This window comes from Pantoea sp. X-Soil-TKNS-1280 (genome assembly GCF_059730475.1).
Genome location: NZ_AP035962.1, coordinates 731,425 through 757,523, shown reverse-complemented (window position 1 = coordinate 757,523; position 26,099 = coordinate 731,425). Strand labels below are relative to the sequence as shown.

General features: G+C 57.7%; 22 protein-coding genes and 1 other annotated feature. Of the genes, 12 read left to right on the top strand and 10 right to left on the bottom strand.

Translation table 11 applies throughout. From position 1 onward, the window contains the following. Positions 1 to 19: 19 nt before the first annotated feature. The 5 genes from thrC to AC6I8X_RS03425 all read right to left on the bottom strand — a co-directional run bounded on the left by thrC (position 20) and on the right by AC6I8X_RS03425 (position 5,747). Positions 20 to 1,303: a threonine synthase gene (gene thrC, locus AC6I8X_RS03445; RefSeq protein ID WP_313689262.1), complete on the bottom strand. Its 1,284-nt coding sequence runs from the start codon at positions 1,301 to 1,303 to the stop codon at positions 20 to 22. Positions 1,304 to 1,306: 3 nt separating this feature from the next. Beyond that, a complete protein-coding gene (gene thrB / locus AC6I8X_RS03440; RefSeq protein WP_299458316.1) occupies positions 1,307 to 2,236 on the bottom strand; it encodes a homoserine kinase in 930 nt (309 codons plus the stop codon). A gap of 2 nt (positions 2,237 to 2,238) precedes the next feature. Next, positions 2,239 to 4,701, bottom strand: a complete 2,463-nt coding sequence (thrA, locus tag AC6I8X_RS03435) for a bifunctional aspartate kinase/homoserine dehydrogenase I (protein WP_332663045.1) — start codon at positions 4,699 to 4,701, stop codon at positions 2,239 to 2,241. A gap of 26 nt (positions 4,702 to 4,727) precedes the next feature. Further along, positions 4,728 to 4,850, bottom strand: a sequence feature (Thr leader region). Beyond that, positions 4,786 to 4,857 (bottom strand): thr operon leader peptide, encoded by a 72-nt coding sequence (gene thrL, locus AC6I8X_RS03430; protein ID WP_084878310.1) that lies wholly within the window; start codon positions 4,855 to 4,857, stop codon positions 4,786 to 4,788. Its footprint overlaps the feature before it by 65 nt. A 185-nt stretch (positions 4,858 to 5,042) precedes the next feature. Next, complete coding sequence (locus tag AC6I8X_RS03425; protein ID WP_313683818.1) at positions 5,043 to 5,747, bottom strand: tRNA/rRNA methyltransferase; 705 nt, start codon at positions 5,745 to 5,747, stop codon at positions 5,043 to 5,045. A gap of 609 nt (positions 5,748 to 6,356) precedes the next feature. On the opposite strand from AC6I8X_RS03425, the gene arcA reads away from it, so the two are divergent. Then, positions 6,357 to 7,073 carry a two-component system response regulator ArcA gene (arcA, locus tag AC6I8X_RS03420; RefSeq protein ID WP_208713949.1) on the top strand — a complete coding sequence of 239 codons (717 nt, stop codon included), beginning with the start codon at positions 6,357 to 6,359 and terminating at the stop codon, positions 7,071 to 7,073. A 48-nt stretch (positions 7,074 to 7,121) separates the two neighbouring features. On the opposite strand, the gene creA is transcribed toward arcA, so the two are convergent. Next, positions 7,122 to 7,595: a protein CreA gene (gene creA / locus AC6I8X_RS03415; protein WP_084872528.1), complete on the bottom strand. Its 474-nt coding sequence runs from the start codon at positions 7,593 to 7,595 to the stop codon at positions 7,122 to 7,124. Positions 7,596 to 7,790: 195 nt separating this feature from the next. Between creA and robA the strand changes: the two genes are divergently transcribed. Next, complete coding sequence (gene robA / locus AC6I8X_RS03410; RefSeq protein WP_313683817.1) at positions 7,791 to 8,672, top strand: MDR efflux pump AcrAB transcriptional activator RobA; 882 nt, start codon at positions 7,791 to 7,793, stop codon at positions 8,670 to 8,672. Positions 8,673 to 8,776: 104 nt separating this feature from the next. Here robA and gpmB read toward each other — a convergent pair whose 3' ends face one another. Beyond that, positions 8,777 to 9,424 (bottom strand): 2,3-diphosphoglycerate-dependent phosphoglycerate mutase GpmB, encoded by a 648-nt coding sequence (gpmB, locus tag AC6I8X_RS03405; protein ID WP_313683816.1) that lies wholly within the window; start codon positions 9,422 to 9,424, stop codon positions 8,777 to 8,779. Positions 9,425 to 9,475: 51 nt separating this feature from the next. Here gpmB and yjjX point away from each other — a divergent pair, with 51 nt between their 5' ends. Then, positions 9,476 to 9,994 (top strand): inosine/xanthosine triphosphatase, encoded by a 519-nt coding sequence (yjjX, locus tag AC6I8X_RS03400; protein WP_497840571.1) that lies wholly within the window; start codon positions 9,476 to 9,478, stop codon positions 9,992 to 9,994. Here yjjX and trpR read toward each other — a convergent pair whose 3' ends face one another. Together trpR and sltY are read right to left on the bottom strand one after the other, a co-directional pair. After that, on the bottom strand, positions 9,995 to 10,318 hold the full coding sequence (gene trpR, locus AC6I8X_RS03395; protein ID WP_313683814.1) for a trp operon repressor: 324 nt from the start codon (positions 10,316 to 10,318) through the stop codon (positions 9,995 to 9,997). Between the two features lie 44 nt (positions 10,319 to 10,362). Next, positions 10,363 to 12,282, bottom strand: a complete 1,920-nt coding sequence (sltY, locus tag AC6I8X_RS03390; RefSeq protein ID WP_313683813.1) for a murein transglycosylase — start codon at positions 12,280 to 12,282, stop codon at positions 10,363 to 10,365. Between the two features lie 258 nt (positions 12,283 to 12,540). Here sltY and atzF point away from each other — a divergent pair, with 258 nt between their 5' ends. From atzF to deoR, 9 genes are all read left to right on the top strand, one after another. Continuing rightward, positions 12,541 to 14,337, top strand: coding sequence for an allophanate hydrolase (gene atzF / locus AC6I8X_RS03385; RefSeq protein WP_497840570.1), 1,797 nt, complete (start codon positions 12,541 to 12,543; stop codon positions 14,335 to 14,337). A gap of 2 nt (positions 14,338 to 14,339) precedes the next feature. Next, positions 14,340 to 17,960: an urea carboxylase gene (gene uca / locus AC6I8X_RS03380; RefSeq protein ID WP_497840569.1), complete on the top strand. Its 3,621-nt coding sequence runs from the start codon at positions 14,340 to 14,342 to the stop codon at positions 17,958 to 17,960. A 9-nt stretch (positions 17,961 to 17,969) separates the two neighbouring features. After that, complete coding sequence (locus AC6I8X_RS03375; protein ID WP_313683810.1) at positions 17,970 to 18,671, top strand: GntR family transcriptional regulator; 702 nt, start codon at positions 17,970 to 17,972, stop codon at positions 18,669 to 18,671. Positions 18,672 to 18,701: 30 nt separating this feature from the next. Then, positions 18,702 to 19,970, top strand: coding sequence for an urea ABC transporter substrate-binding protein (gene urtA / locus AC6I8X_RS03370; protein WP_497840568.1), 1,269 nt, complete (start codon positions 18,702 to 18,704; stop codon positions 19,968 to 19,970). 90 nt (positions 19,971 to 20,060) lie between these two features. Then, positions 20,061 to 21,626, top strand: coding sequence for an urea ABC transporter permease subunit UrtB (gene urtB / locus AC6I8X_RS03365; protein WP_313683809.1), 1,566 nt, complete (start codon positions 20,061 to 20,063; stop codon positions 21,624 to 21,626). Further along, the gene (urtC, locus tag AC6I8X_RS03360) at positions 21,626 to 22,702 is read left to right on the top strand and encodes an urea ABC transporter permease subunit UrtC (RefSeq protein ID WP_313683808.1); all 1,077 of its coding nucleotides are present in this window, start codon (positions 21,626 to 21,628) and stop codon (positions 22,700 to 22,702) included. Before urtB ends, urtC begins: the two co-directional genes overlap by 1 nt. Then, positions 22,695 to 23,486: an urea ABC transporter ATP-binding protein UrtD gene (gene urtD / locus AC6I8X_RS03355; protein WP_313683807.1), complete on the top strand. Its 792-nt coding sequence runs from the start codon at positions 22,695 to 22,697 to the stop codon at positions 23,484 to 23,486. Before urtC ends, urtD begins: the two co-directional genes overlap by 8 nt. Position 23,487: 1 nt before the next feature. After that, complete coding sequence (urtE, locus tag AC6I8X_RS03350; RefSeq protein WP_313683806.1) at positions 23,488 to 24,186, top strand: urea ABC transporter ATP-binding subunit UrtE; 699 nt, start codon at positions 23,488 to 23,490, stop codon at positions 24,184 to 24,186. Between the two features lie 50 nt (positions 24,187 to 24,236). After that, positions 24,237 to 25,001, top strand: coding sequence for a DNA-binding transcriptional repressor DeoR (deoR, locus tag AC6I8X_RS03345; protein WP_313683805.1), 765 nt, complete (start codon positions 24,237 to 24,239; stop codon positions 24,999 to 25,001). Here deoR and AC6I8X_RS03340 read toward each other — a convergent pair. Further along, positions 24,998 to 25,945: a 2-hydroxyacid dehydrogenase gene (locus AC6I8X_RS03340; protein WP_497840567.1), complete on the bottom strand. Its 948-nt coding sequence runs from the start codon at positions 25,943 to 25,945 to the stop codon at positions 24,998 to 25,000. The two genes, deoR and AC6I8X_RS03340, sit on opposite strands and share 4 nt — an antisense overlap. Positions 25,946 to 26,099 lie beyond the last annotated feature (154 nt).

Sequence of the window (26,099 nt, the reverse complement as noted above, 5' to 3'; positions counted from 1 at the left end):
GCGCCAGCCATTTTTTACGTTACTTCATCAAAAACGTACGCAACGGGGCGAAGTCTGCTTGCATATCATGTGACAGCAGCGGCAGGTCAGCACGCTCGGCCAGGGCTTCCGGCAACGGCAGCGTCTGTTCCAGAATCGCTTCTACACTCTCCTTAAACTTCGCCGGATGCGCAGTGCCGAGGAACAGGCCGTACTCACCTTCCTGTAACTGATCGCGTAGCAGACGATAAGCAATCGCCGCATGCGGTTCAGAGAGATAACCGATTGCCGCCAGCTCACGCATAGTGGCTTTGGTGGTCTCGTCACTCACCGCGCCGTAGGCCAGATCGCCCAGACGCCAGGTTTTGCGGCGGAACAATTCTTCCACGCGCGGCCAGTTGTTCGGCTGGCTCACATCCATCGCGTTGGACAGCGTTGCCACGGTGGCATGCGGTGTCCACTCACCGTTGGCAAGGAAGCGCGGTACGGTATCGTTGGCGTTGGTGGCCGCGATAAAACGTTTGATCGGCAGGCCGAGTGATTTTGCCAGCAGGCCTGCTGTCAGGTCGCCAAAGTTGCCGCTCGGCACCGACACTACCAGCTGATTGCGTTTTTCCTGTGGCAGCTGGGCTACCGCTTCGAAGTAGTAACAAATCTGCGCCAGCAGGCGACTGATATTGATGGAGTTAGCGGAGTTCAGGCCAATTGCCTTTTTCAGCTCTTCATCATCAAATGCCTGCTTCACCAGTGCCTGACAGGCATCAAAGTCGCCATCAATGGCGATGGTTTCGATGTTGCCGCCCAGGGTACAGAACAGTTTTTCCTGCAACGGGCTGATTTTGCCCTGCGGATAGAGGATCACGACACGCACGTTTTCCATGCCGTAAAACGCATGCGCGACCGCAGCACCGGTGTCGCCTGAGGTGGCAGTCAGAATGGTGATCTTCTCATCGGCACCACTCACGTAGGAAAGCATCTGCGCCATAAAGCGGCCGCCGAAATCTTTAAACGCCAGCGTCGGGCCGTGGAACAGTTCCAGACAGGCCACATCGTCACTGACTTTTGCCACCGGTGCCGGGAAGGCAAACGCGGCTTTGACACGTTCAGCCAGCTGATGGGCGGCAATTTCATCACCGATAAAAGCCGAGAGGATTTTGCTGCTGCGAGTGACAAAATCCATCTCCAGCATCGCGTCGATATCGGTCAGTTCAAATTCCGGCAGTTCAAGCGGGAAAAACAGCCCCTGCTGTGAGCCGAGGCCCTGCTTCACTGCCTGAGCGAAGCTCACCTGCTCGTTATGATCCTTAAGGTTATAGAGTTTCATGCGTTATCCCAATTTACGTGCGCCAGCCGTATCAAGACGGCAGATGTGGACGAAACCTTCTTCATTCTGTAGATAGTGCTGGCTCAGCCAGTCTGCCATCCGCTGTGCCGTTGCCATCTCGTTGCAAACGGCGAAAAGCGTCGGGCCGGACCCCGAAATACCGCAAGCCAGTGCACCGATATCAGCAGCGGCTTTACGCGCTTCGGCAAAGCCCGGCAGCAGTTTGGTGCGATACGGCTCGGCCACCACATCCTGCATCAGTTTAGCCGCAAGCGCGGGCTGACCGGTGTGACAGGCGTGGATAAAACCGCCGAGCAGACGGCCATGCTTGATAATGTCCTGCTTACGATATTGCGCGGGCAGAATGGCGCGCGCTTCGGCGGTGGAGACTTTGATGCCCGGATAGGCCATCACCCACAGCCACTCATCAAACGACGGTACTGGCTGGCTGATAATGCCATCCTCTTCAATCATCAGCTGTACGCCGCCGAGGAAACAAGGCGCTACGTTGTCGTAATGCACGCTGCCGGAAATGCGCCCTTCCAGTTCGCCCATCAGCGCCAGCAGTTCGGTGTCGTTCAGCGGCTTGCCGCAGAATTCGTTCATCGCCATCAGGCCCGCCACCACGGAGCAGGCGCTGGAGCCAAGACCCGAACCGATCGGCATGTTTTTTTCCAGCGTCATCGCCACCGGGACTTCTTTGCCAATCGCTTCACAAAAACGCTGCCAGCACTGGTAAACAATGTTTTCCTGGGGATTAGTCGGCAGTTTGCTGACAAAGCGCCCTTCGTTCACCAGGCTAAAGCTGTCGGCCGCTGCGACCGACACACAATCACCCAGCAGGGTGCCATCCACCGGCGAAACCGCCGCGCCCAGCACATCAAAGCCGACGCTGACGTTACCTATCGAGGCCGGTGCATAAATTTTTACCATCATCAAACTCCCAACTTCCACGACAGAGTGCGCAGCAGATCGGCAAATACACCAGCGGCTGTCACATCATTCCCGGCACCGTATCCACGCAGAACCAGCGGGATCGGCTGATAATAACGGCTGTAGAAGGCCAGCGCGTTTTCGCCATTTTTGACTTTAAACAGCGGATCATTGCTATCCACCGCATCAATTTTCACCTTGCAGGCACCACCCTCTTCGATGGCACCGACGAAGCGTAACACTTTACCTTCATCGCGTGCTTTGGCAACGCGCGCCGCAAAGGCGTTATCCAGTTCCGGTAAACGCTGCATAAATTGCTCAACATCGGCAATCTCCGTCAGGCTGGCAGGCAGCAGCGGCTCGATCTCGATATCGCTCAGTTCCAGCTGGTGTCCCGCTTCACGCGCCAGAATCAGCAGTTTGCGCGCCACATCGGTGCCGGAGAGATCATCACGCGGGTCCGGCTCGGTAAAGCCCAGTTCGCGTGCCATGTTGGTCGCTGCCGACAGTGACACGCCCTCATCCAGTTTGCCGAAAATAAACGACAGCGAGCCAGAGAGAATACCGGAGAATTTGATCAGCTCATCACCGGCATTCAACAGATTTTGCAGGTTTTCGATCACCGGCAGACCGGCACCCACGTTGGTGTCATACAGGAATTTACGGCGTGATTTCTCAGCGGCGGCGCGCATCTGCTGGTAGTAATTCCACGATGAGGTGTTGGCCTTTTTATTCGGCGTCACCACGTGGAAACCGTCAGCAAGGAAATCGGCGTATTGATCGGCCACTGCCTGGCTGGAAGTACAATCGACGATCACCGGATTCAGCAGATGATATTCCTTCACCAGACGAATCAGGCGACCGAGGTTGAACGGCTCTTTGGCTTCCGCCAGCGCCGACTCCCAGTTGCTCAGATCGATACCGTGGACATTGGTCAACAAGGCGCGTGAGTTAGCGATGCCGCACACACGCAAATCAATATGCTTCTGCTTCAGCCAGGCTTGCTGGCGATGCAGCTGCTCCAGCAGCGCAGCACCCACACCACCCACGCCGACCACAAACACTTCGATCACCTGATCGGTGGCGAACAGCATCTGGTGAACGACGCGCACTCCGGTGGTGACTTCATCGTTGCTGACCACGGCGGAGATGGAGCGCTCAGACGACCCCTGCGCAATCGCCACGATATTGATATTGGCGCGCGCCAGTGCGGAGAAGAACTTGGCAGAAATGCCGCGCAGCGTGCGCATGCCATCCCCGACCACGGAAATGATCGCCAGCTGCTCAACCACTTCGAGCGGATCCAGCAGGCCATCTTTCAGTTCCAGATAGAATTCATCTTCCAGCACGCGGCGCGCACGCGCCAGCTCGTTCTGCGGTACGCAGAAGCTGATGCTGTATTCAGAAGAAGATTGGGTGATCAACACCACCGAGATGCCGGTACGGGACATCGCCGCAAACACGCGTGCAGCCATACCCACCATGCCTTTCATTCCCGGACCGGAGACGTTGAACATCGCCATGTTGTTCAGGTTGGTGATGCCTTTTACCGGATTCTCATCATGCTCGCCTTCGCCACCGATTAAGGTGCCCGGTGCTTGCGGATTGGCGGTGTTTTTGATCAGGCAGGGAATCTGGAACTGGGCAATCGGGGCGATGGTGCGGGGATGCAGAACTTTGGCACCAAAGTACGACAGCTCCATCGCTTCCTGGTAGGACATGGATTTCAGCAGACGCGCATCCGGCACCTGCCGCGGGTCACAAGTATAAACGCCATCCACGTCAGTCCAGATCTCACAGCAATCCGCGCGCAAGCAGGCCGCCAGCACCGCTGCCGAGTAGTCAGAACCGTTACGGCCCAGCACCACCAGCTCACCACGCTCGTTACCGGCGGTGAAACCGGCCATCAGGATCATATGATCCGCCGGAATCTGGCTGGCAGCGATACGGCGGGTGGATTCGGCGATATCGACTGTCGATTCCAGGTAGTGTCCCACCGCCAGCAGTTTTTCTACCGGATCGATCACCGTGACCTTGTGGCCACGCGCCTGCAACAGCGCTTCCATGATGGCAATCGACAGCTTCTCACCCCGGCAGATGATGGCAGCATTCACCGCATCCGGGCACTGTCCCAGCAGGCTGATGCCATGCAGCACTTGTTTCAGCTGAGCAAATTCGAGATCAACACGGGTTTTTAAGCCATCAAAATCGAAGCCAGGCTGAGCATCGGCCAGCCCCTGCAACAGGTCGGCAAAAATACGTTCGGCATCGCTGATATTCGGCAACGCATCCTGCCCGCTGATGGTTTTCTCAATCATCGCGACCAGATGATTGGTAATTTTCGCTGGCGCAGAGAGTACGGTGGCGACCTGTCCCTGTTGCGCATTGCTTTCCAGAATGTCTGCCACGCGGAGAAAACGTTCCGCATTGGCTACTGAGGTCCCGCCGAATTTCAGCACTCGCATGGTTGAAGCTCTCCTGAATTTTTGCCGAAAAAAAAGCCCGCACTGTTTAGGTGCGGGCTTCTTTTTTTGTTTTTCCTGTATGCGTCAGCCCGCACCGTTACCTGTGGTAATGGTGGTGGTAATAATAATTGTGGTGTTCAGGCTGATTGTACGCATTGAGATTTTTTTCTGTCTGTCTTGATTGTCCGTCTGCCTTCCAGAATTAAAGCAAAGTGCCGGTTAAGTCAACGAATTTGTCCTTTGCTGGATTTTTCGCCACTACGCAGTGCTACGCTTTGCCCGGAAAATGCTATCGGGATCGTTCAGCAAATAGCCACAAGTCCCGATCTGTCACTATAAACTCAGGATTTACCCGAGTTATTATCTATAAGTTTTTTTTCTACATCATGCAGCAGACGGTGCAGCATGGCGCTGTCGCGCTGCTCAAGTAAACCGATACGTTGATCGATCCAGTCAGCCATCTTGGCATCGTCGCTGACCTCAAGGCGCACCAGTAATTGCTGGAAACGCGCGCGTAATGCCTGCAATTGCTGAGCGTCTGCCCGCTCTGCCGCAGGAGCCACCACCTGATTCAGCGCCGCAAGCTGATAGCAGTACACCATCACCGCCTGGCCGAGATTCAGCGAGGGATAATCATTGGCCATCGGGATCCCGGTCAGCAGATCCACCTGGTCCAGTTCCTCGTTAGTTAACCCGCTATCTTCACGACCAAAGACCAGTGCAATGCGGCTCAGCCACTGGCGTTTCTCCTGCAAAATGGTTTCCACCTGAGCGGGCGTGGCGTAGTAACGAAACTTCGCCCGGCTGCGGGCGGTGGTCGCGACAGAGAAGTCCACATCCTGCAATGCCGCGCTCAGCGTGTCATAAGTTTTTACGCTATCAAGGATCTCGCCCGCGCCATGTGCCACACGCCTGGCTGCCGGGTCCTGCCAGGCATCACTGGCAACAATACGCAACTCACTAAATCCCATGGTTTTCATCGCACGGGCTGCCGCACCGATATTTTCTGGTCGGGCGGGAGAGACAAGAATGAGGGGGAAATGCATGATTTTTCCATCGAACTGTTAACAACGCGGCCTATGTTGGCATGCAGACCGCAAAATACCAACCATAGCGCTATAAGAAAATAAGATGTTAAGGATGTTAAAAGCGAATAAAACCGATGGGTAGCATAAATTAACGTATTAAAGCTAAATTTCCGGACCATTTTAATATAAAAGCATTAGATATCATCTTATTGAAATATAATTTCCGGCAGGTTTTGGTTTTGCTATTATGCAGCTGAAATGTAGCAAAAATGCTGCTTTTTGTGAGCTAAGCTGGCATTCCTGGAGAAGTTTTTCATAAAAGTGTTAACGTGCTACACTTGCATTTGATATAAGTCAACGAAGCGTTGTTTTTATGCTTATCGGTTGTTGTTGGTGCTGTTAGGTTGCTGTTAATACGGTTAGGATAAGCGCCAGTCCGATACCCACGGGGCACGCAAATATTCATCCTGACTGGCTGAGCTAACACTGAAGTTGACGTAGATGGATGGTGTATTCCGAAGATTATTTCGTACACCGGTTGTGAACGGCATGCTGTTATTACCCACAGTAAGTTCAACCGCCGTACGCCCTGTTTTCGATTTGTTGGCAAATTTTAGGTAGCGAAACATGCAGACCCCGCACATTCTTATCGTTGAAGACGAACTGGTCACGCGTAACACCCTCAAAAGTATCTTTGAGGCGGAAGGTTATGTGGTCTATGAAGCCACCGACGGCGCCGAAATGCATCAGGTCCTGACGGATAACGACGTCAATCTGGTGATCATGGACATCAACCTGCCCGGGAAAAACGGCTTGTTGCTGGCACGTGAACTGCGTGAGCAGGCGAACGTCGCACTGATGTTCCTGACCGGCCGTGATAATGAAGTGGACAAAATTCTTGGTCTGGAAATTGGTGCGGATGATTACATCACCAAACCATTCAACCCGCGTGAGCTGACCATCCGTGCGCGCAACCTGTTGTCACGCACCATGAATCTGGCGATGCCGAATGAAGAACGTCGTCAGGTGGAAAGCTACCGTTTCAACGGCTGGGAGCTGGATATCAATAGCCGCTCACTGATCAGCCCGAACGGCGAGCAGTACAAACTGCCGCGCAGTGAATTCCGCGCCATGCTGCACTTCTGCGAGAACCCAGGCAAAATTCAGACCCGTGCTGATCTGCTGAAGAAGATGACCGGTCGCGAGCTAAAGCCGCATGACCGTACCGTGGATGTCACCATCCGCCGCATCCGTAAGCATTTCGAGTCCACACCGGATACGCCAGAAATCATCGCCACCATTCACGGCGAAGGTTACCGCTTCTGCGGCGAGCTACAGGACTGAGTTATCCGCGAAAAAACGCCCGTCAGGGCGTTTTTTTATGGGCGATGATCAGTGCCACGGCATGATCGGCACCGCGCTAAGCGCGTTCTTCGGTGAGCCTTCCACCACTTTGTCGGAATAAGCCAGGTACACCAAAGCATTGCGCTTTTGGTCATAAAAGCGTACAACCTGCAACTTCTTAAAAACCAGCGATGTGCGTTTCTGGAACACCACATCCCCCTGCGCCTTACCCTGTGCAATTTTATCGCTAAGCGTTACCGGTCCAACCTGCTGGCAGGAAATCGCCGCGTCGGAAGTATCCTCCGCCAGGCCTAATCCGCCCTTGATCCCACCGGTTTTTGCCCGGCTGATATAACAGGTTACATTTTTTACATCGGGGTCATCGAAGGCTTCCACCACGATCTTATGATCGGGGCCAAACATCTTGAACACCGTGTCAACAGAGCCGATCTCCTCGGCAAAGAGGGGACCAGAGAAGGCGAAAGTTGCCAGGGTGACTATAAGAAGGCGAGTTACTGTCATTGAGTTACCATTGCAAACGGAATAGATGAGAATGTAATGTACTGGCAATTGGTAACAGAACCAAACCAAATGGGTAACAACCCGCATTGATGTAGCACACTCGACTTACAAAACCGCCCTCTCGCCTTTTTGCATTTCGTGCTATTATTCGACGACTTCATAAGTTGCGCCACCAGAGAATTATGAGGATGTTTTATGGACCAAGCCGGTATCATTCGCGATTTGCTTGTCTGGCTGGAGAGCCATCTGGATCAACCCCTTTCACTGGATAATGTCGCCCTGAAAGCGGGTTATTCCAAATGGCACCTGCAGCGCATGTTTAAGGACGTGACAGGCCACGCGATCGGCGCGTATATCCGCGCACGCCGGCTGTCGAAGGCAGCGGTCGCATTACGCCTGACCAGCCGCCCGATCCTCGACATCGCCCTGCAATACCGTTTCGATTCCCAGCAGACCTTTACCCGTGCGTTCAAAAAGCAGTTTAACCAAACGCCCGCCTGGTATCGTCGTTCGTCAGACTGGAACTCCTTCGGTATCCGTCCCCCGATCCGTCTGGACGATAATCACCTGCCTGAGCCGCAGTATGTCACCCTGCCGGAAACGGTGCTGGTGGGTCAGACGCAGATTTACAGCTGCACGCTGGAACAGATCTCCAGCTATCGTGACGAAATGCGCGTGCATTTCTGGAAGCAGTTCCTGTTGGAAACCGACACCGTGCCGCCGGTGCTATACGGCCTGCATCAGGTACGTGCCAGCCACGAGAAAGATGATGAGCAGGAAATTCTCTACACCACCGCGGTGACGGCCGATCAGTTAGGGAAAAGCATGCAGTCCAACCAGAGTGTGATTCTGGAAGCGGGTGATTATGTGCAGTTCACCTACACCGGGCCGCGCACTGCGTTGCAGGAGTTTATTCTGCTGCTGTACGGCACCTGTATGCCAACGCTGGGTCTGGTGCGTCGTCAGGGGCAGGATATCGAGCGCTTCTTTACTCACGGTGGTAAAAAGCGTAGCGAGCCGCCAACGGAAATCCGCTGCGAATACCTGATTCCGATTCGCCCGGCGCAGAATAGCTAATCGCAACTGACATCACGCACATTCTGCGTAGCGGCGCGATTTATCGCGCGGGTTTTTCTGGCATCGCGCACAGAATTGCGCGATAAATCGCGCCGCTACGAATATTAGCGTTGGAGTTCATCCAGCGCGGGTGCATCGAGATGCGACACATCGCCCGCCGTTTCCACCACCCAACCCGCTGCCAGCCAGGCGCTGTGCTGATGATCAACGCGAGAGATTGAGCAGTTACGCAGACGCAGACGACGCTCCGCATGGGCCGGTAAGCCAAGAATGGTGCTCACCAGCACACCCAGCGCCATACCGTGGCTGACAATCAGCGGACGGCTACCCGCCGGTAAGTCAAGACAGGCATTCAGCGCTGCGTGCATACGCGTCGCCATTTCCGCCATCGACTCTCCGCCCGGGATACGGCCACCTTCGGTGCCATCCACCAGCGTTTTACGCCAGCTTTCCTCTTCCGGCGTCAGGCCGTCGAGGGGGCGCTTCTCTAACACACCCATATTCAGTTCGCGCAGACGCGCATCGACAGTGACGGTGCAACCGCAGGCATCCGCGATAATTTCTGCGGTGCGCCGGGTACGTCCTAAATCGCTGGCAATCACGTGGGTAATGCCCAGCGATTTAACGCGCTCGCCCACCTGATGGGCCTGCTGTTCACCTGTTTCCGTCAGCGGACTGTCGGACTGCCCCTGAATGCGTCGGGCCGCATTCCATACCGTTTCACCGTGACGAACAAGATAGACCTGTAGCATGCTTAATTTCCGTTATACTGCGACAAATTTGCCTTGAGGGTTCAAACAATTATGTACCATGTTGTCGCAGCCACCATCAACCCGGCAAAAATCCGCGCGATTGCACAGGCGTTCAACGACGTTTTAGGCGAAGGATCCTGCCATATTGAAGGGGTCGAGGTCGAGAGTGGCGTTGCTGCCCAGCCGCTGAGTGATGTAGAAACGCGAACTGGCGCACGTCAGCGCGTCATCAATGCGCGTGCAAAAAAAGCCGATGCCAATTTTTGGGTGGCGATAGAAGCTGGCATTGAGGGCGATAGCGCCTTCGCCTGGATGGTGGTGGAGAATGCACAGCAGCGCGGTGAATCGCGTTCTGCCAGCTTTACTCTGCCACCGGTAGTGATGCGCGGCCTGGCCGCAGGTAACGAGCTGGGTGATGAAATGGCGCGCTTAACCGGTGTGGAGAATATCAAACACAAAGGTGGTGCGATTGGTGCCTTTACGCACGGCCTGCTGACCCGCTCCAGCGTGTATCATCAGGCGTTGATTCTGGCGCTCTGCCCCTTCACCCACCCGCTGTATCAGCAGTAATCAGGCGCGTCCCAGACGCGCTTCCAGCCAGCGCTTCAGCTCCGGCGGCGCTTCTTTCAGGCTGTTGGAGCCACGGGTGATAGTGGCGATACCGACGCCCAGCTCGTTTTTCAGTTCGCGCTGGCTCATGTCACCGTTCATCAACTCTTCAATAATCCGCAGACGCGTACCGTAAGATTCCCGCTCATCCGGGGTCATCATCAGATGCAGCAACGGCAGTGCCACGCCATCGGCGTAGGCGTTTTGCATCAGTTCGACAAAACGCAGCCAGTTATCTTCAACAGGCTGTGCCGATTCCGGCTGGGAAGAAAGGGGTTGGCTCATGAAGGGCTTCCGTACTCATTAACGAGTACGGAAGCATAGCACAGTCAGTAGCGGCGATTCCACTCGCCATCAGCCAGAATCTTATCTGGCTTGCCCATGAAGTAACGATAGTAGGCATCATAGGCCAGCACGTTCTTCACGTAGCCACGGGTTTCCGAGAACGGAATGGTCTCGATAAAGGCGACAGCATCGAGACGTCCGCCGCTGTTATTCAGCCAGCTGCGCACTCGCCCGGGTCCGGCGTTATAGGCCGCCGAGGCGAAGATACGGTTCTGATCAAACTGCTGATAAACATATTCCAGGTACTGCGTACCGATCTGAATATTGGTTTGGGGATCAAGCAGCTGGCTGCTGTTCACATAACCAGGGATGCTATACATCTTCACGGTATGGGTCGCGGTGGCAGGCATGATTTGCATCAGGCCGCTCGCCCCCACCGGCGAACGCGCTTTCGGGTTCCACGCGCTTTCCTGGCGCGAAATCGCCATCGCATAGCTCTGCGGAATGCCTTTGCCGCTGGTGTACTGCTGATACAGGTTCTGCCACGCCAGCGGGAAACGCTCTTTCAGGCTGTCCCACATTTTGGCGGTGATGGTCGCCTGCACGCTAAGGTCCCACCAATCCTGCTCGTTGGCGTAACGCGCCAGCATCTGCTGCTGATCGCGGGTTTTGCTGGCAATCAGATTGGCCCACTCGCTGCGCGCCAGGTTATCCAGCCCCCAGTACATCAGCTCACGCACCCTGGCGAGTTCTGCACCCTGCACCAGGTTATTGTCCGGTGCCGGTGCCTTATCGACCTGCAACGGATAATCCACTCCCAGCCGCTGTGCCGCCACCATCGGGTAGAAACCACGTCCCTGCATCAGCTTACGCAGAATCTCGTCGGCTTCTTCTTTACGACTCTGGGAAATCAGCAGATCGGCCTGCCAGTATTGCCACTCATCCTTCTCTTTGGCTTCCACCGGCAAACGGGCAATCCAGGTGTTCAGCCCGCGACGATCATTATTCGCCAGCGCCAGCCGTACGCGACGCTCAATCAAGGTGGTGGATTCACTGTTCATCACCACGTTATCGCGCCAGCGCGCCTGATCCGAGGTAACATCATTATCCATCAGTCGCCAGGCCACGATCTCTTTCAGCGCCTGGTCTTCTTCCGGCCCCATCTTCTGTGATTGCACCAGAATCGGAATCATCAACCTGGCATTCTCCACATCCTGGCGCGCCACGCGGGCAAAGGCGTAAGTGGTGGCCTGACGGGTAAAATCAGTCGGTCCGACGCTGCTGGCAAAGCTGGTGATGGTGAGCGGGTTCTGCTGTAACGTCATCACCGCGTTCGCCGTGGTCTGGTAATCCGCAGGCAGCATCTTCGCCAGGTAATTCACCAGGCTATCGTTGCCTTCTTTCATCGCCAGACGAATGCGTTCGAGGATGGTGATCGGCGACAGTTGTCCACTGGATTGCCACACCGAGAACAGTTGGTCGCAATCATTGGGCAGCGCGGTGCCGCGCAGCCAGATGGATTTCGCCCCGTCAAACGCCGCCTGCTGCTGGCCGGTCGCCCATTTGGCGTAGTACCAGTTACAGCGCGCCTGCACCGGCTTGGGTTCTTCCGGGCTGAAACTCAGCAACTCCTGCCAATCCTGACGGTGTGCCAGCACGTTGACGAAACGCGTCGCCAGCGATCGCGCAGGCGGCAACGTGGGATATTGCTGAATAAAATTTTTCACCGCCAGCGGTGTTTCCTGATCGAGATCCTGCGCCAGCATCCGATATTGCAGATAAGGATAAAGCGGGTAATCCTGTAGCGTTGGCATCAGCTGCGCCACGGTATCCATCTGGTTGCTATCCCAGGCTTGTTTTATCTGGGCATAGCGCTGTCGTTGTTGATCAAGCGAATCGGCCCATACGCTGCTGGCCGCACTGACCAGACAGATCCCTATCATCCAGTTACGCCACTTCTCCACTACGATCTCCTCTTTGTGCTGCGATCCAGCTCATGCCGGACTTCATTCATGCTAACCAGGCCCACGGCCTCTTGCCATGTTCTTCACAAAATTTACGCTCACGCACCGTCATCGACCACGCGACGCGCTGCTATTGTGCATTTATTCATCACAAAAACTTATCGTAAAAGCATTAATTGCGCCTAATCATTCTGTTACAAAAATGGCACGCCCTTTGCTCTGTTGAATTCCATCTTGTATACCAGTTGGAATTCACCCATGGCATCGACTTTTGGTCTCACAATTCAGGATTGGCAACAGCGCTACCAACAGGAACCGCAGCAGATTACTGCCCTGCTGACTGCACACCTCAACGCCATTGATCCTCAGGACAACGCCTGGCTTTACCTCGCTACCCCGGCACAATTGCAGGCGCAAATTGAGCCACTGCTCGCCAGCTACCGTCGCGACCCGGCTGCGCTGCCGCTGTTCGGCGTCCCCTTTGCGGTTAAAGACAATATCGATGTCGCGGGCTGGCCGACCACGGCGGCCTGTCCGGCGCTGACCTACACCGCCACTGCCGATGCCTTCGTCGTGGCACAACTGAAAGCCGCGGGTGCGGTGCTGATCGGTAAAACTAATCTTGACCAATACGCTACCGGCCTGGTCGGCACCCGCTCGCCGTTTGGTGCGGTCAGCAATACTTTTAACCCAGACTACGTCAGCGGCGGCTCCAGCTCAGGCTCCGCCTCGGTACTGGCACGCGGTCTGGTCGGCTTCTCCCTCGGCACCGATACCGCCGGTTCTGGCCGCGTACCGGCCGGGTTTAACAATATTGTCGGCCTGAAACCCACCAAAGGCTGGTTCTCCGCCAGTGGCTTACTGCCTGCCTGTCGCCTGAATGACACCGTTTCCGTGTTTGCACTGACGGTGGAAGATGCCTTCGCCGTCGCCAGCGCCGCCGGTGGCTATGACGCGGACGATGCCTACTCACGCAGCAACCCGCATACCGCGCCCGCCAGCATCAAGGCACACCCGGACTTTGCCATCCCGGCCAACCCGGAATTCTTTGATGACAAACAAGCCGAAGCCGCCTGGGATAGTGCGCTGGAGCGCCTGCTGGCCAGCGGTGCCACGCTGCATCCGATCGACTTTACCCCATTCCATCAGCTGGCAGAGCAGCTGTACTACGGCCCGTGGGTTGCCGAGCGCACCGTGGCGGTGGGCGAGATGATCAACCGCCCGGAAGAGATGGATCCGGTGGTGTACGGCATCGTCAGCAGCGGTCTGAAGTACAGCGCAGTGGAGGCTTATCAGGCCGAATACCTGCGCGCCGAACTGACGCGTCAGATTCAGCAGACCCTGGCACAGTTTGATGCCGTGGTGGTGCCCACTTCGCCAACTATCCACACGCTGGAAGAGATGCAACAGGAGCCGGTGCACTACAACTCGCAGTTCGGCACTTACACCAATTTCACCAACCTGGCCGATCTCAGCGCGCTGGCGCTGCCTGCGCCGTTCCGTGCCGATGGCCTGCCTGCGGGCATCACCCTGATCGCGCCCGCCTGGCACGATCGTGCGCTGGTGGAGTTTGGCCTGCGCTGGCAACAACAGCTGGCCTTGCCGCTTGGTGCCACCGGCAAGGCGCAACCGACGCAGCACGCCACCTTGCCTCCTTCAGCCGACCATGTACGTGTGGCGGTGGTGGGCGCTCACCTCACCGGTATGCCGCTGAATTTCCAGCTCACCTCCCGCCAGGCAGTTCTGGTGGAAGAAACCACCACCGCCAGCAATTACCGGCTGTTTGCCCTGCTTGATGGGCCAATCAAAAAACCCGGCCTGCTGCGCGATGAGCAGGGCGCGGCGATCACCGTTGAACTGTGGGACATCCCGCTGGCGCGCTTTGGCGAATTCGTGGCGGAAATCCCGCCGCCGCTGGGCATTGGCTCACTGACATTGGCCGATGGCCGCGTCGTGAAAGGTTTTATTTGTGAACCGGCGGTGCTGAAACAGGCACTGGAGATCACCGAATTTGGCGGCTGGCGCAACTGGCTGGCGACTCAGGGGAGTAAATAATCATGTTCAGCACCGTTCTGATTGCTAACCGTGGCGAAATCGCCTGTCGTGCCATCCGTACCCTGAAGCGCCTTGGCGTGAAAAGCGTGGCGGTTTATTCCGACGCCGACCGCAACGCGCGTCACGTGAAAGAAGCCGATGTTGCCATTGCGCTGGGCGGCGATAAAGCCAGCGACAGCTACCTGAAGATCGACAAAATCCTCGCTGCGGCAAAAGAAACCGGTGCTGAAGCCATCTGGCCGGGCTACGGTTTCCTGTCGGAAAGCCTGCCGTTTGCTGCCGCCTGTGAAGAAGCGGGCATCGCGTTTGTCGGCCCCACCGCCCGGCAAATCGGCGAATTCGGCCTGAAACACCGGGCGCGTGAACTGGCGGCCAGCGCCGGTGTACCCATGACGCCGGGCACCCCGCTGCTGAGCTCGCTGGACGAGGCGCTGAGCGCCGCCGATGACATCGGTTATCCGGTGATGCTGAAAAGCACCGCCGGTGGCGGCGGCATCGGCCTGACGCGCTGCGCCGATGCCGATGCCCTGCGCAACGCGTGGGAGAGCGTGCGCCGTCTCGGCGAACAATTCTTTAGCGATGCCGGTGTGTTTCTTGAGCGCTGCATCGATCGCGCCCGTCATGTCGAAGTACAGATCTTTGGTGACGGCAGCGGCAAGGTCATCGCCCTTGGCGAGCGCGACTGCTCGCTGCAACGTCGCAATCAGAAAGTGGTGGAGGAAACCCCGGCCCCCAATCTGCCGCAGGCGACGCGCGAAGCGTTGCTGGCTTCAGCGGTACGCCTTGGCGAACTGGTGAGCTACCGCAGCGCCGGTACCGTGGAATATATCTACGACGCCGAACAGGACGCGTTTTATTTCCTCGAAGTGAACACCCGTTTACAGGTGGAGCATCCGGTGACCGAGTGCGTCACCGGCCTCGACCTGGTGGAATGCATGCTGAAAGTGGCAGCGGGCGACAGCCTCGACTGGGCGCGGATGCAGCAGGCACCACAGGGCGCGTCGATTGAAGTGCGTTTGTATGCGGAAGACCCATTGAAAAACTTCCAGCCCAGCCCTGGCGTGCTGACCGGCGTCAGTTTCCCGGATGATGTGCGTGTTGATGGCTGGATCGATACTGGCACCGAGGTCTCGGCATATTATGATCCGATGGTTGCCAAACTGATCGTCCATGCGGCAACCCGTGACGCGGCGCTGGCTAAAATGCAGCAGGCACTGGGCGCGACCCAGCTGCACGGCATTGCCAGCAACCTCGATTATCTGCGCCAAATCGTCGCTACCGAGGCTTTCCGCAGCGGCACCGTCTGGACGCGTTTCCTTGATAGCTTCACCCCGTCAGCCAGCGTGATTGAAGTGCTGCAACCCGGCACCTTCAGTACCATCCAGGATTTCCCGGGCCGCCTCGGCTACTGGGACATCGGCGTACCACCGTCTGGCCCGATGGATGATTTCGCCTTCCGTCTCGCCAACCGTATTGTCGGCAATCATGAAGCCGCTGCCGGGCTGGAATTTACCTTGCAGGGCCCGACGCTGCGTTTTCACAGCGATGCAGTGATTGCCCTGACCGGTGCGGATTGCCCGGCAGATCTCGATGGTGAAGCGATCAGCTACTGGCAGCCGGTCAACGTCCGTGCCGGACAGACCCTGACGCTGGGCCGTGCGCACAGCGGTTGCCGCACCTATCTGGCGGTACGCAACGGTTTTGATGTACCGGAATATCTGGGCAGCCGCGCCACCTTCTCCCTCGGCCAGTTTGGTGGTCATGCCGGACGCACCCTGCGCGTCGCCGATATGCTGCCGATCTCCCAGCCGCAGCTGGCCGCCTGCACCACGCCCGCCCCGGTCAGCGAACCGCAGCCGCTGGATCCTGCGCTGGTGCCGCACTACGGCAGCGAATGGCGCATCGGCGTGCTGTACGGACCGCATGGCGCGCCTGATTTCTTCACTCAGGCCGCCATTGACGAGTTCTTTGCCAGCGACTGGCAGGTTCACTACAACTCCAACCGTCTGGGCGTGCGCCTGGTGGGACCGAAACCAAGCTGGACGCGCGCCAACGGCGGCGAGGCCGGGCTGCATCCCTCCAACGTGCACGATTGCGAATACGCTATCGGTGCCGTTAACTTCACCGGCGACTTCCCGGTGATTCTGACCCATGACGGCCCAAGCCTCGGTGGCTTCGTCTGCCCGGTCACTATCGCCAAAGCGGAGTTGTGGAAAGTCGGCCAGGTCAAACCGGGCGATAGCATCCGTTTCCATCCGATCAGCGCTGAAGAAGCGGTGGCGCGGGAAAAAGCCCAGGCACACAGCGTCGCAACGTTGCGCCCGACCCATGCGCCCGCTTTCGAGGTGCCGTCGCTGGCCGATAGCGACCTCGGTTCCGCTACCCTGCTGGCCGCCCTGCCCGCCACCACGACCACCCCGGCGGTGGCCTATCGTCAGGCCGGGGATAAATATGTGCTGATTGAATACGGCGACAACGTGCTGGATCTGGCGCTGCGTCTGCGCGTACATCTGCTGATGAATGCCCTGCGCGAACGTGCGGTGCCCGGCGTGGAAGAATTATCCCCCGGCGTACGTTCACTGCAAATTCGCTACGACAGCCTGATCCTCAGCCAGCCGCGCCTGATGGCGTTGCTGCTGGAACTGGAAGCCGGGCTGGGTGATGTCAGCCAGTTGAAAGTGCCGTCGCGTATCGTCTGGATGCCGATGGCGTTTGAAGACAGCGCCACACTCGGTGCGGTGGAACGCTATAAAGAAACGGTGCGCGCCACGGCACCCTGGTTGCCGAACAACGTGGATTTTATCCAGCGTATTAATGGCCTGGAGAGTCGCGAAGCGGTGCGCGACACCATTTTCGATGCCAGCTACCTGATTCTCGGCCTCGGCGATGTGTATCTCGGCGCACCCTGCGCGGTGCCTGTCGATCCGCGCCATCGTCTGCTCAGCTCGAAATACAGCCCGGCGCGTACCTTTACCGCCGAAGGCACGGTGGGTATCGGCGGCATGTACATGTGTATCTACGGCATGGACTCTCCAGGTGGCTACCAGCTGGTCGGCCGCACACTGCCTATCTGGAACAAATTCCTGAAAAACGATCAGTTCGCCGCCGACGAACCCTGGCTGTTGCATTTCTTCGACCAGGTGCGTTTCTACCCGGTGAGCGAAGAAGAGCTGACTCAACTGCGTGACGACTTCCGTGAAGGCCGGGCGCGTATCCGCATCGAGGACACGGTGTTTGACTTCGCCGCGCATCGACAATTCCTCACCGAACATGCCGCATCTATCGAAGACTTCCGCACCCGTCAGGCTGCCGCATTTGAACAGGAAGTAACGCTGTGGGCGCAGGAAGAACAGAACGCACCGCTGACCAGTGAAGAGACACTGGTAGTGAGCGACGAACAGGATGACAGCGCACTGGCGGTGTGTGCCGATATGAACGGCAACATCTGGAAAGTGCTGGTGCAACCGGGTGACGAGGTCGAAGCCGGTCAGACGCTGATCATCGTGGAAGCGATGAAGATGGAACTGGCGATCACTGCCCCACAGGCGGGTCGCGTTAAACGTATCGCCTGCCAGGCGGGCCGTCCGGTAAGCCCGGGCGACACCCTGCTGTGGCTGGAATAAGGAATGGCCATGAGTACTCACCCGCAACGCAGCAAAGGCCGTCCGGAAGCGCTGGCAGAGAAGGTCTACCAGGCGCTGAAGAACGATATTTTCGAGTTTCGCCTGATGCCCGGTGACCGCTTCAGCGAGAGCGAAATCGCTGAACGGATGGAGGTCAGCCGCACGCCGGTACGTCAGGCGTTGTTCTGGCTGGAGCGTGAGGGTTATGTCGAGGTGTGGTTCCGCAGCGGCTGGCAGATCAAACCGTTCAACTTCGAATACTTCGAAGAACTGTACGACTTCCGCACCGTGCTGGAACGGGAAGCGGTGCGCCGTCTCTGCGCCCTGCCCCCGTTGCAGTGCGCGGAAACCCTGACCGAACTGAAAATCTTCTGGATCGACAATGCACGACTGGAGGATGGCAAAGCGGTGTCGCTGCATGACGAAGCGTTTCATATGGCGCTGGTCAGTGCCACCGGCAACCGCGAGATGGCGCGGGTGCACGCCGAACTGACCGAAAAAATTCGCATCATCCGCCGTCTCGACTTCACGCGAGATGACCGGGTCGATGCCACGTACCGCGAACACGCTCAGATCTTACGGGCGATTTTTCAGCAACACACCGAGGAGGCACAGCGCATTCTGACCGACCATATCGCCGTCAGCAAGGCCGAGGTCAGGAAAATCACTTTACATATGTTACAGCAGGCCAGGCTTCAACCCATTGAATAAAAACACATTACACATTTAGGGGTTTAAACGATGAAAAGACGTTCGTTGCTTAAGGCTTTCGCTCTCTCCGCTACCGTCGTCAGCATGGGCTTTGCCTTTGGTGCTCAGGCTGCCGATACCATCAAAGTGGGGATTATGCATTCGCTCTCCGGCACTATGGCCATTTCGGAGACACCGCTGAAAGATGTTGCGCTGATGACCATTGATGAAATTAACGCCAAAGGCGGCGTGCTGGGCAAAAAGCTGGAACCGGTGGTGGTTGACCCGGCATCCAACTGGCCGCTGTTTGCCGAGAAAGCCCGCCAGCTGCTGACCCAGGACAAAGTGGCAGTGGTGTTTGGCTGCTGGACCTCCGTATCGCGTAAATCGGTGCTGCCGGTGTTTGAGGAGCTGAACGGCCTGCTGTTCTATCCGGTGCAATATGAAGGTGAAGAGATGTCACCGAACGTGTTCTATACCGGTGCTGCACCGAACCAGCAGGCAATTCCGGCGGTGGAATACCTGATGAGCGAAGATGGCGGCAGCGCTAAACACTTCTTCCTGCTGGGCACCGACTACGTTTATCCGCGCACCACCAACAAAATCCTGCGCGCCTTCCTGCACTCAAAAGGCGTCCAGGATAAAGATATCCAGGAAGTTTATACGCCGTTTGGTTACAGCGATTACCAGACCATCGTTTCCAACATCAAGAAATTCTCCGCTGGCGGTAAAACTGCGGTGATCTCCACCATTAACGGTGATTCCAACGTGCCGTTCTACAAAGAACTGGCGAACCAGGGCATCAAAGCCACCGATATTCCGGTGATTGCCTTCTCGGTAGGCGAGGAAGAACTGCGCGGTATCGACACCAAACCGCTGGTGGGGCAGTTAGCGGCGTGGAACTACTTTGAGTCCGTTGATAATCCAACCAACAAGAAGTTTGTCGCCGATTACCGTGCCTATGCCAAAGCGCATAACCTGCCGAATGCCAACACCGTGGTCACCAACGACCCGATGGAAGCCACCTATGTCGGCATCCATATGTGGGCGCAGGCGGTAGAAAAAGCAGGCACCACCGACGTGGACAAAGTCCGTGCGGCGATGGCCGGACAAACCTTCAAAGCACCAGACGGTTTCACCCTGACCATGGACAAAACCAACCACCATCTGCATAAGCCGGTGATGATTGGTGAAGTGGAAGAGAACGGTCAGTTCAACGTGGTGTGGCAGACCGATAAACCGGTACGCGCCCAGCCGTGGAGCCCGTATATCGCCGGTAACGATAAGAAGCCGGATTACCCGGTGAAATCAACCCAATAAATAAGACCAGGTCGCCATCAATGGCGACCAGTTCCCCGTAGCGGCGCGATTTATCGCGCCGCTACGCCACAAAACCACAGGGCCAGAACCATGACAATTCGCCGCACTCTCTGCTGTCTGCTGTTGCTCCTGCCCTGGCTGGCCCAGGCGGGCGATGGCGCAGATTTCGCTGCCGCCAGTCGTACTCAGCAGGCCACGCTGCTCCAGCAATGGGCCGCTGCGCCGCAGGCCAGCCGCCTGCCACTGCTGGAGGCGTTGCACAATGAAACCGTGGTCATTGATGAAAACAAACAACCGTTCAGTAAACAGGACGATAAATTCCAGCCGCTCGACAGCGCACAGCAGCCGACCGGCGACGCCAAAAAACTCTTTATGAACAACCGGCTGCGCGTGTTGATCGCCAGCGCCCTCGCTGCACACCAACTGGTCAGTGACGATCCGGCCATTCGCCTGCGCGCCGCGCAGCAACTGCAAAATGACGGGGCCGCCGACCAGTTGCCGTTGATTGAACAACGTCTCGCCAGCGAAAAAGACAGCAAGGTCCATGCCACCCTCGCCATGGCCGCCGCCAACCTGCAACTTGCCAGCCCGGATGCGCAGGTGCGGCTGAAAGCGGTGCAGCTGCTGGGGGAATCCAGCGATCCCAATATGCAGGCCAGCCTGCTCAACCTGACACAACCGGCGAACGAACCTGATGCTCAGGTGCGCGCCGCTGCCAGCGCCAGTCTGCAACAAATCAAACATCGCCTGATGTGGGGGGATCTGCTCGGCCAGGCGTTTACCGGCCTGTCGCTGGGATCGATCCTGCTGCTGGCGGCGCTCGGTCTGGCGATCACCTATGGTCTGCTCGGGGTGATCAACATGGCGCACGGCGAGATGCTGATGCTGGGCGCGTACGCTACCTGGCTGGTGCAGAGCCTGTTTCAGCAGTTCGCACCGCAGTGGCTGGCATGGTATCCGCTGCTGGCGCTGCCGGTCGCCTTCCTTGTCACTGCGGTGATGGGCATGGTGCTGGAACGTACCATTATCCGTCATCTGTACGGTCGCCCGCTGGAAACCCTGCTCGCCACCTGGGGCATCAGCCTGATGCTGATCCAGCTGGTGCGGATGCTGTTTGGCGCACAGAACCTTGAAGTTTCCAACCCGGACTGGCTCTCGGGTGGCATGCAGGTGCTGCCGAACCTGGTGCTGCCTTACAACCGTATTGCGGTGATCCTGTTTGTGTTTGCGGTACTGGGGCTGACCTGGCTGCTGCTGAATAAAACCCGTCTCGGCCTCAGCGTGCGCGCAGTCACGCAAAACCGCGCGATGGCGGATTGCTGCGGTGTTCCCACCGGACGCATTGATATGCTGGCGTTTGGCCTCGGTTCCGGCATCGCCGGACTTGGTGGGGTGGCCCTGTCCCAGCTGGGTAACGTCGGCCCGGAACTCGGCCAGGGCTACATCATCGACTCCTTCCTCGTGGTGGTGCTCGGCGGTGTCGGGCAGCTGGCGGGCACCGTGGTGGCGGCCTTTGGCCTCGGCATTCTTAATAAGGTGCTGGAACCGCAGATTGGTGCGGTACTGGGCAAAATCCTTATCCTGGTGTTGATCGTGCTGTTTATTCAGAAACGACCACAAGGCCTGTTTGCCTTTAAAGGGAGGGTGATTGACTGATGAGCCAGCCGCTAACCTTAACCGCAGCGCGCAAAGCGCCGCGCCTGACCCTCAGCCTCGGCGTGATCATCGCCCTGCTGCTGCTGATCATGCCGTTCTTTGCGCTGCTGCCCGCCAGCCATCCGCTGGCACTTTCCACCTACACCCTGACGCTGGTGGGCAAAATCCTGTGCTATGCCATCGTCGCGGTGGCGCTTGATCTGGTATGGGGCTACGCCGGGCTGCTGTCTCTCGGCCACGGCCTGTTCTTCGCCCTCGGCGGCTACGGCATGGGGATGTATCTGATGCGTCAGGCATCGGGTGACGGCCTGCCCGCCTTTATGTCGTTCCTGTCGTGGAATAAACTGCCGTGGTTCTGGGCCGGTACCCAGCACTTCGCCTGGGCGCTGTGCCTAATCGTGCTGGTGCCCGGCCTGCTGGCACTGGTGTTTGGCTTCTTTGCCTTCCGCTCGAAGATTAAAGGCGTCTACTTCTCGATCATGACTCAGGCGCTGACCTACGCCGGGATGTTACTGTTTTTTCGCAACGAAACCGGCTTTGGCGGCAACAACGGTTTTACCGGCTTCACCACCCTGCTCGGTTTCAACGTCACCGCCACCAGCACGCGTATCGGCCTGTTTGTCGCCACCGTCCTGTTGTTGCTGGTCAGCCTCGGCATCGGTTTTGCCCTGGCGCGCAGCAAGTTTGGCCGGGTGCTGACCGCGGTGCGTGATGCGGAAAACCGCCTGATGTTCATCGGTTACGATCCACGCGGCTTTAAGCTGTTTGTCTGGACGCTCTCTGCCGTGCTGTGCGGCCTGGCAGGCGCGCTGTATGTGCCGCAGGTGGGCATCATCAACCCGAGCGAAATGTCCCCGACCAACTCGATCGAAGCCGCAATCTGGGTAGCGCTGGGTGGACGCGGCACGCTGATCGGCCCACTGCTCGGCGCGGCCATTGTTAACGGTGCCAAAAGCTGGTTCACCGTGGCGTTCCCGGAATACTGGCTGTTCTTCCTTGGCCTGATGTTTATCCTCGTCACGCTGTTCCTGCCGCGTGGCGTGATTGGTCTGTTGCGCCGGAGGCGAGATGACTGAACCCCTGTTTACCCAACCCCATCCGGCGGACCGCCATCGTGATCAAAGCGATCCGGTGCTGCTGCTGGAAAACATTAACGTCTCGTTCGATGGCTTCCGTGCGCTGACCGATCTGTCGTTGCAGATCGGCGTCGGCGAGTTGCGCTGCGTCATCGGCCCTAACGGTGCGGGCAAAACCACGCTAATGGATGTGATCACCGGCAAAACCCGACCCGATAATGGCCGGGTGATCTATGACCAGGATACCGATCTCACCCGTCTGTCTTCGGTAGAGATCGCACGCGCCGGGATTGGCCGCAAGTTCCAGAAACCCACGGTTTTTGAAGCGCTGACGGTGTTCGAAAACCTCGAAATCGCGCTGAAAAATGACAAATCGGTATGGGCCAGTTTGCGTGCCCGCCTCAGCAGCGAACAGCAGGATCGCATCGATGAGGTGCTGAAACTGCTGCGGCTCGGCGCTGAACGGCAGCGCAAAGCGGGTTTGCTGTCGCACGGGCAAAAACAGTTTCTGGAGATCGGCATGTTGCTGGTGCAGGACCCGCATCTGTTGCTGCTGGATGAACCGGCGGCGGGTATGACCGATGCGGAAACCGAGTACACCGCCGAGCTGTTCCGCAGCCTCGCCGGTAAGCATTCGCTGATGGTGGTGGAACACGACATGGGGTTTGTCGAGACCATCGCCGATCATGTGACGGTGCTGCATCAGGGGCAGGTGCTGGCCGAGGGATCGTTGCGCGAAGTACAGGCCGACGATCGGGTTATCGACGTTTATCTGGGGCGCTGAGATGTTACAGGTATCGGAACTGAATCAATATTACGGCGGCAGCCATATTCTGCGCGGCCTGTCGTTCGACGCTAAACCCGGTGAAATCACCTGCCTGCTGGGACGCAATGGCGTGGGGAAAACCACGCTGCTGAAGTGCCTGATGGGGCTGATTCCGGCAAAATCCGGTGAAATCCGCTGGCAGGATAAAGTGATCAACAGCCGCAAACCACATCAGCGCGTGCAGTCCGGGATTGCTTACGTGCCACAGGGTCGGGAAATCTTCCCGCGTCTGACGGTGGAAGAGAATCTGCTGATGGGGCTGGCGCGTTTTTCAGGGGCGCAGGCCAAAGCGGTGCCGGAAGAGATTTATCAGCTATTCCCGGTACTGCGCGAAATGAAAGCACGGCGTGGCGGCGATCTCTCCGGGGGGCAGCAGCAGCAGCTGGCGATTGGTCGCGCACTGGCCTGCAAACCGCAGCTGTTGATCCTTGATGAACCCACCGAAGGGATCCAACCGTCGGTGATCAAAGAGATCGGCGCGGTGATCCGTCAACTGGCGCAGCGTGGCGATATGGCGATCCTGCTGGTGGAGCAGTTTTACGACTTTGCCGCGGAGCTGGCCGACAGCTATCTGGTGATGTCACGCGGTGAAATCGTGCAGCGTGGCCGTGGCGAGGCGATGGAAGCCGATGGGGTGCGCGGACTGGTAGCGATTTGAGGTGATTTCTGGTTAACATGACCTATGTTTTTGCCAGGAAAAACCGAGAGATGGAAACCCGCCGCGATGACCGCATCACCCGCCTGGCCCAGGCGCTGAAGCGCACCGACAAACTGCATCTGAAAGAAGCCGCCCAGCTGCTGGGCGTGTCTGAAATGACCATTCGCCGCGATCTGCCCGCTGCGGCAAACGGCGTGGTGTTGCTGGGTGGCTATATCATGCGTGACCCACGCCAGCACATCGCCCATTACTTTGTCAGCGACCAGCAGAATCTCAACGTAAGCAAAAAGCAGCAGCTGGCCCAGTATGCAGCTGCGCTGATTGAGCCTAACGATACCGTGTTTTTCGACTGCGGCACCACGCTGCCGCTGGTGGTGGATGCCATCGACAATGACCTGCCGTTCACCGCCATTTGCAGCGCAATCAATACCTTTCTGGCGCTGAAGGAGAAACCGAACTGTCGGGTGATTTTATCGGGCGGGGAATTTCACGCCGATAACGCGGTGTTTACCCCACTGGAGCAGGTCACGGTGCTGGACGCGCTCTGCCCGACCAAAGCCTTTATCTCCGCCGCCGGGATGGATGTGCGTCAGGGGGCGACCTGTTACAACCTGAACGAGCTGCCGATTAAACATCTGGCGTTGCAACGGGCGCAGACGCGCATCATGGTGGGTGACAGCAGCAAATATGGCAAGGTACTGCCTGCACGCATCGGCGATTTCTCGCTGTTTGATATTCTGGTGAGCGACAGCCCGCCGCCGCCCGCGTTACTGAAAGTGATGCAGGCGGCAGAGGTGAAGCTGTGTTGTGGTTAGGCCCAGCGATCGACTACCGCTTCGCCATCGCGCAGACGACGCAGGTTATCGCACACCCCTTTGATATTGCCCGCCAGTGAGATATCGGTGACGCCACCGATGTGTGGCGTGGCAATCACGTTATGACGGAACACCGCATCGTTCGGGTCCGGCGGCTCCTGCCAGAACACATCTAATCCAGCACCGGCCAGGGTTTTATTTTCCAGCGCCGCCAGAAACGCCGCTTTGTCGATCAGGCCGCCACGTCCAAGGTTTACCAGGAAGCTGTCTGGCTTCATCTGCGCCAGCGCGGCGGCGTCGATGATGTGGTGCGTCTCGGCGCTATCCGGCAGACTCAGCACCACAAAATCGGACTCTGCCAGCAGCTGCGGCAACTGGCCGATACCGCCCGCCCAGTCGAGCTGATGCTGACGCGCAAAGGCGTCATCGGCTTCACGTTTCACGCCAATCATACGCATACCAAAGGGCGCGAGACGCTTCGCCAGCGCTTTACCGATGCCGCCCAGACCCACCAGCCCCACGGTTTTGCCCATCAGCCCCATACCAATCGGCTGTCCAAGGCGCTGCTGTGCCAGGCACTGGGAGATTTCCTGCTGGCGACGCGCCAGACCAATCATCATCCAGATGCCCAGCTCCGCCACTGAATCAGCATTGCCGGAATGGTCGGAGGGGACGTTCGCCACCATGATGCCAGCCTTCTTTGCCGCATCGATATCGACGCCTTCCAGCCCGACACCCGCCTGCTGGATCAGCTTCAGACGATCGGCGGTGGCCAGCAGCCGTGCATCCACCCGGCACATGCCGGGCACCAGCGCATCGAATCCCGCCAGACTTTCCGCCGCATGACCGGCAGACGCCACAAACTCCACGTCGGGTAATGTCTGACGAATCGACGGTATCAATCCGCCCCAGGCATGTTCATCCGCAGCAATCAGCACTCTCATCGCACCTCCTCCCGTTTTAAGGCAAAAAGGCAGCATAGTCCGGCGACTGAGTGAGAATCAATCAGTTATCCACTTCCGGCGAGTTTCACCGCCGCGTGGCTGTGAATACCACGGGAAAACGGCTAAACTTCAGCATCTGACGTTCACCTCCACA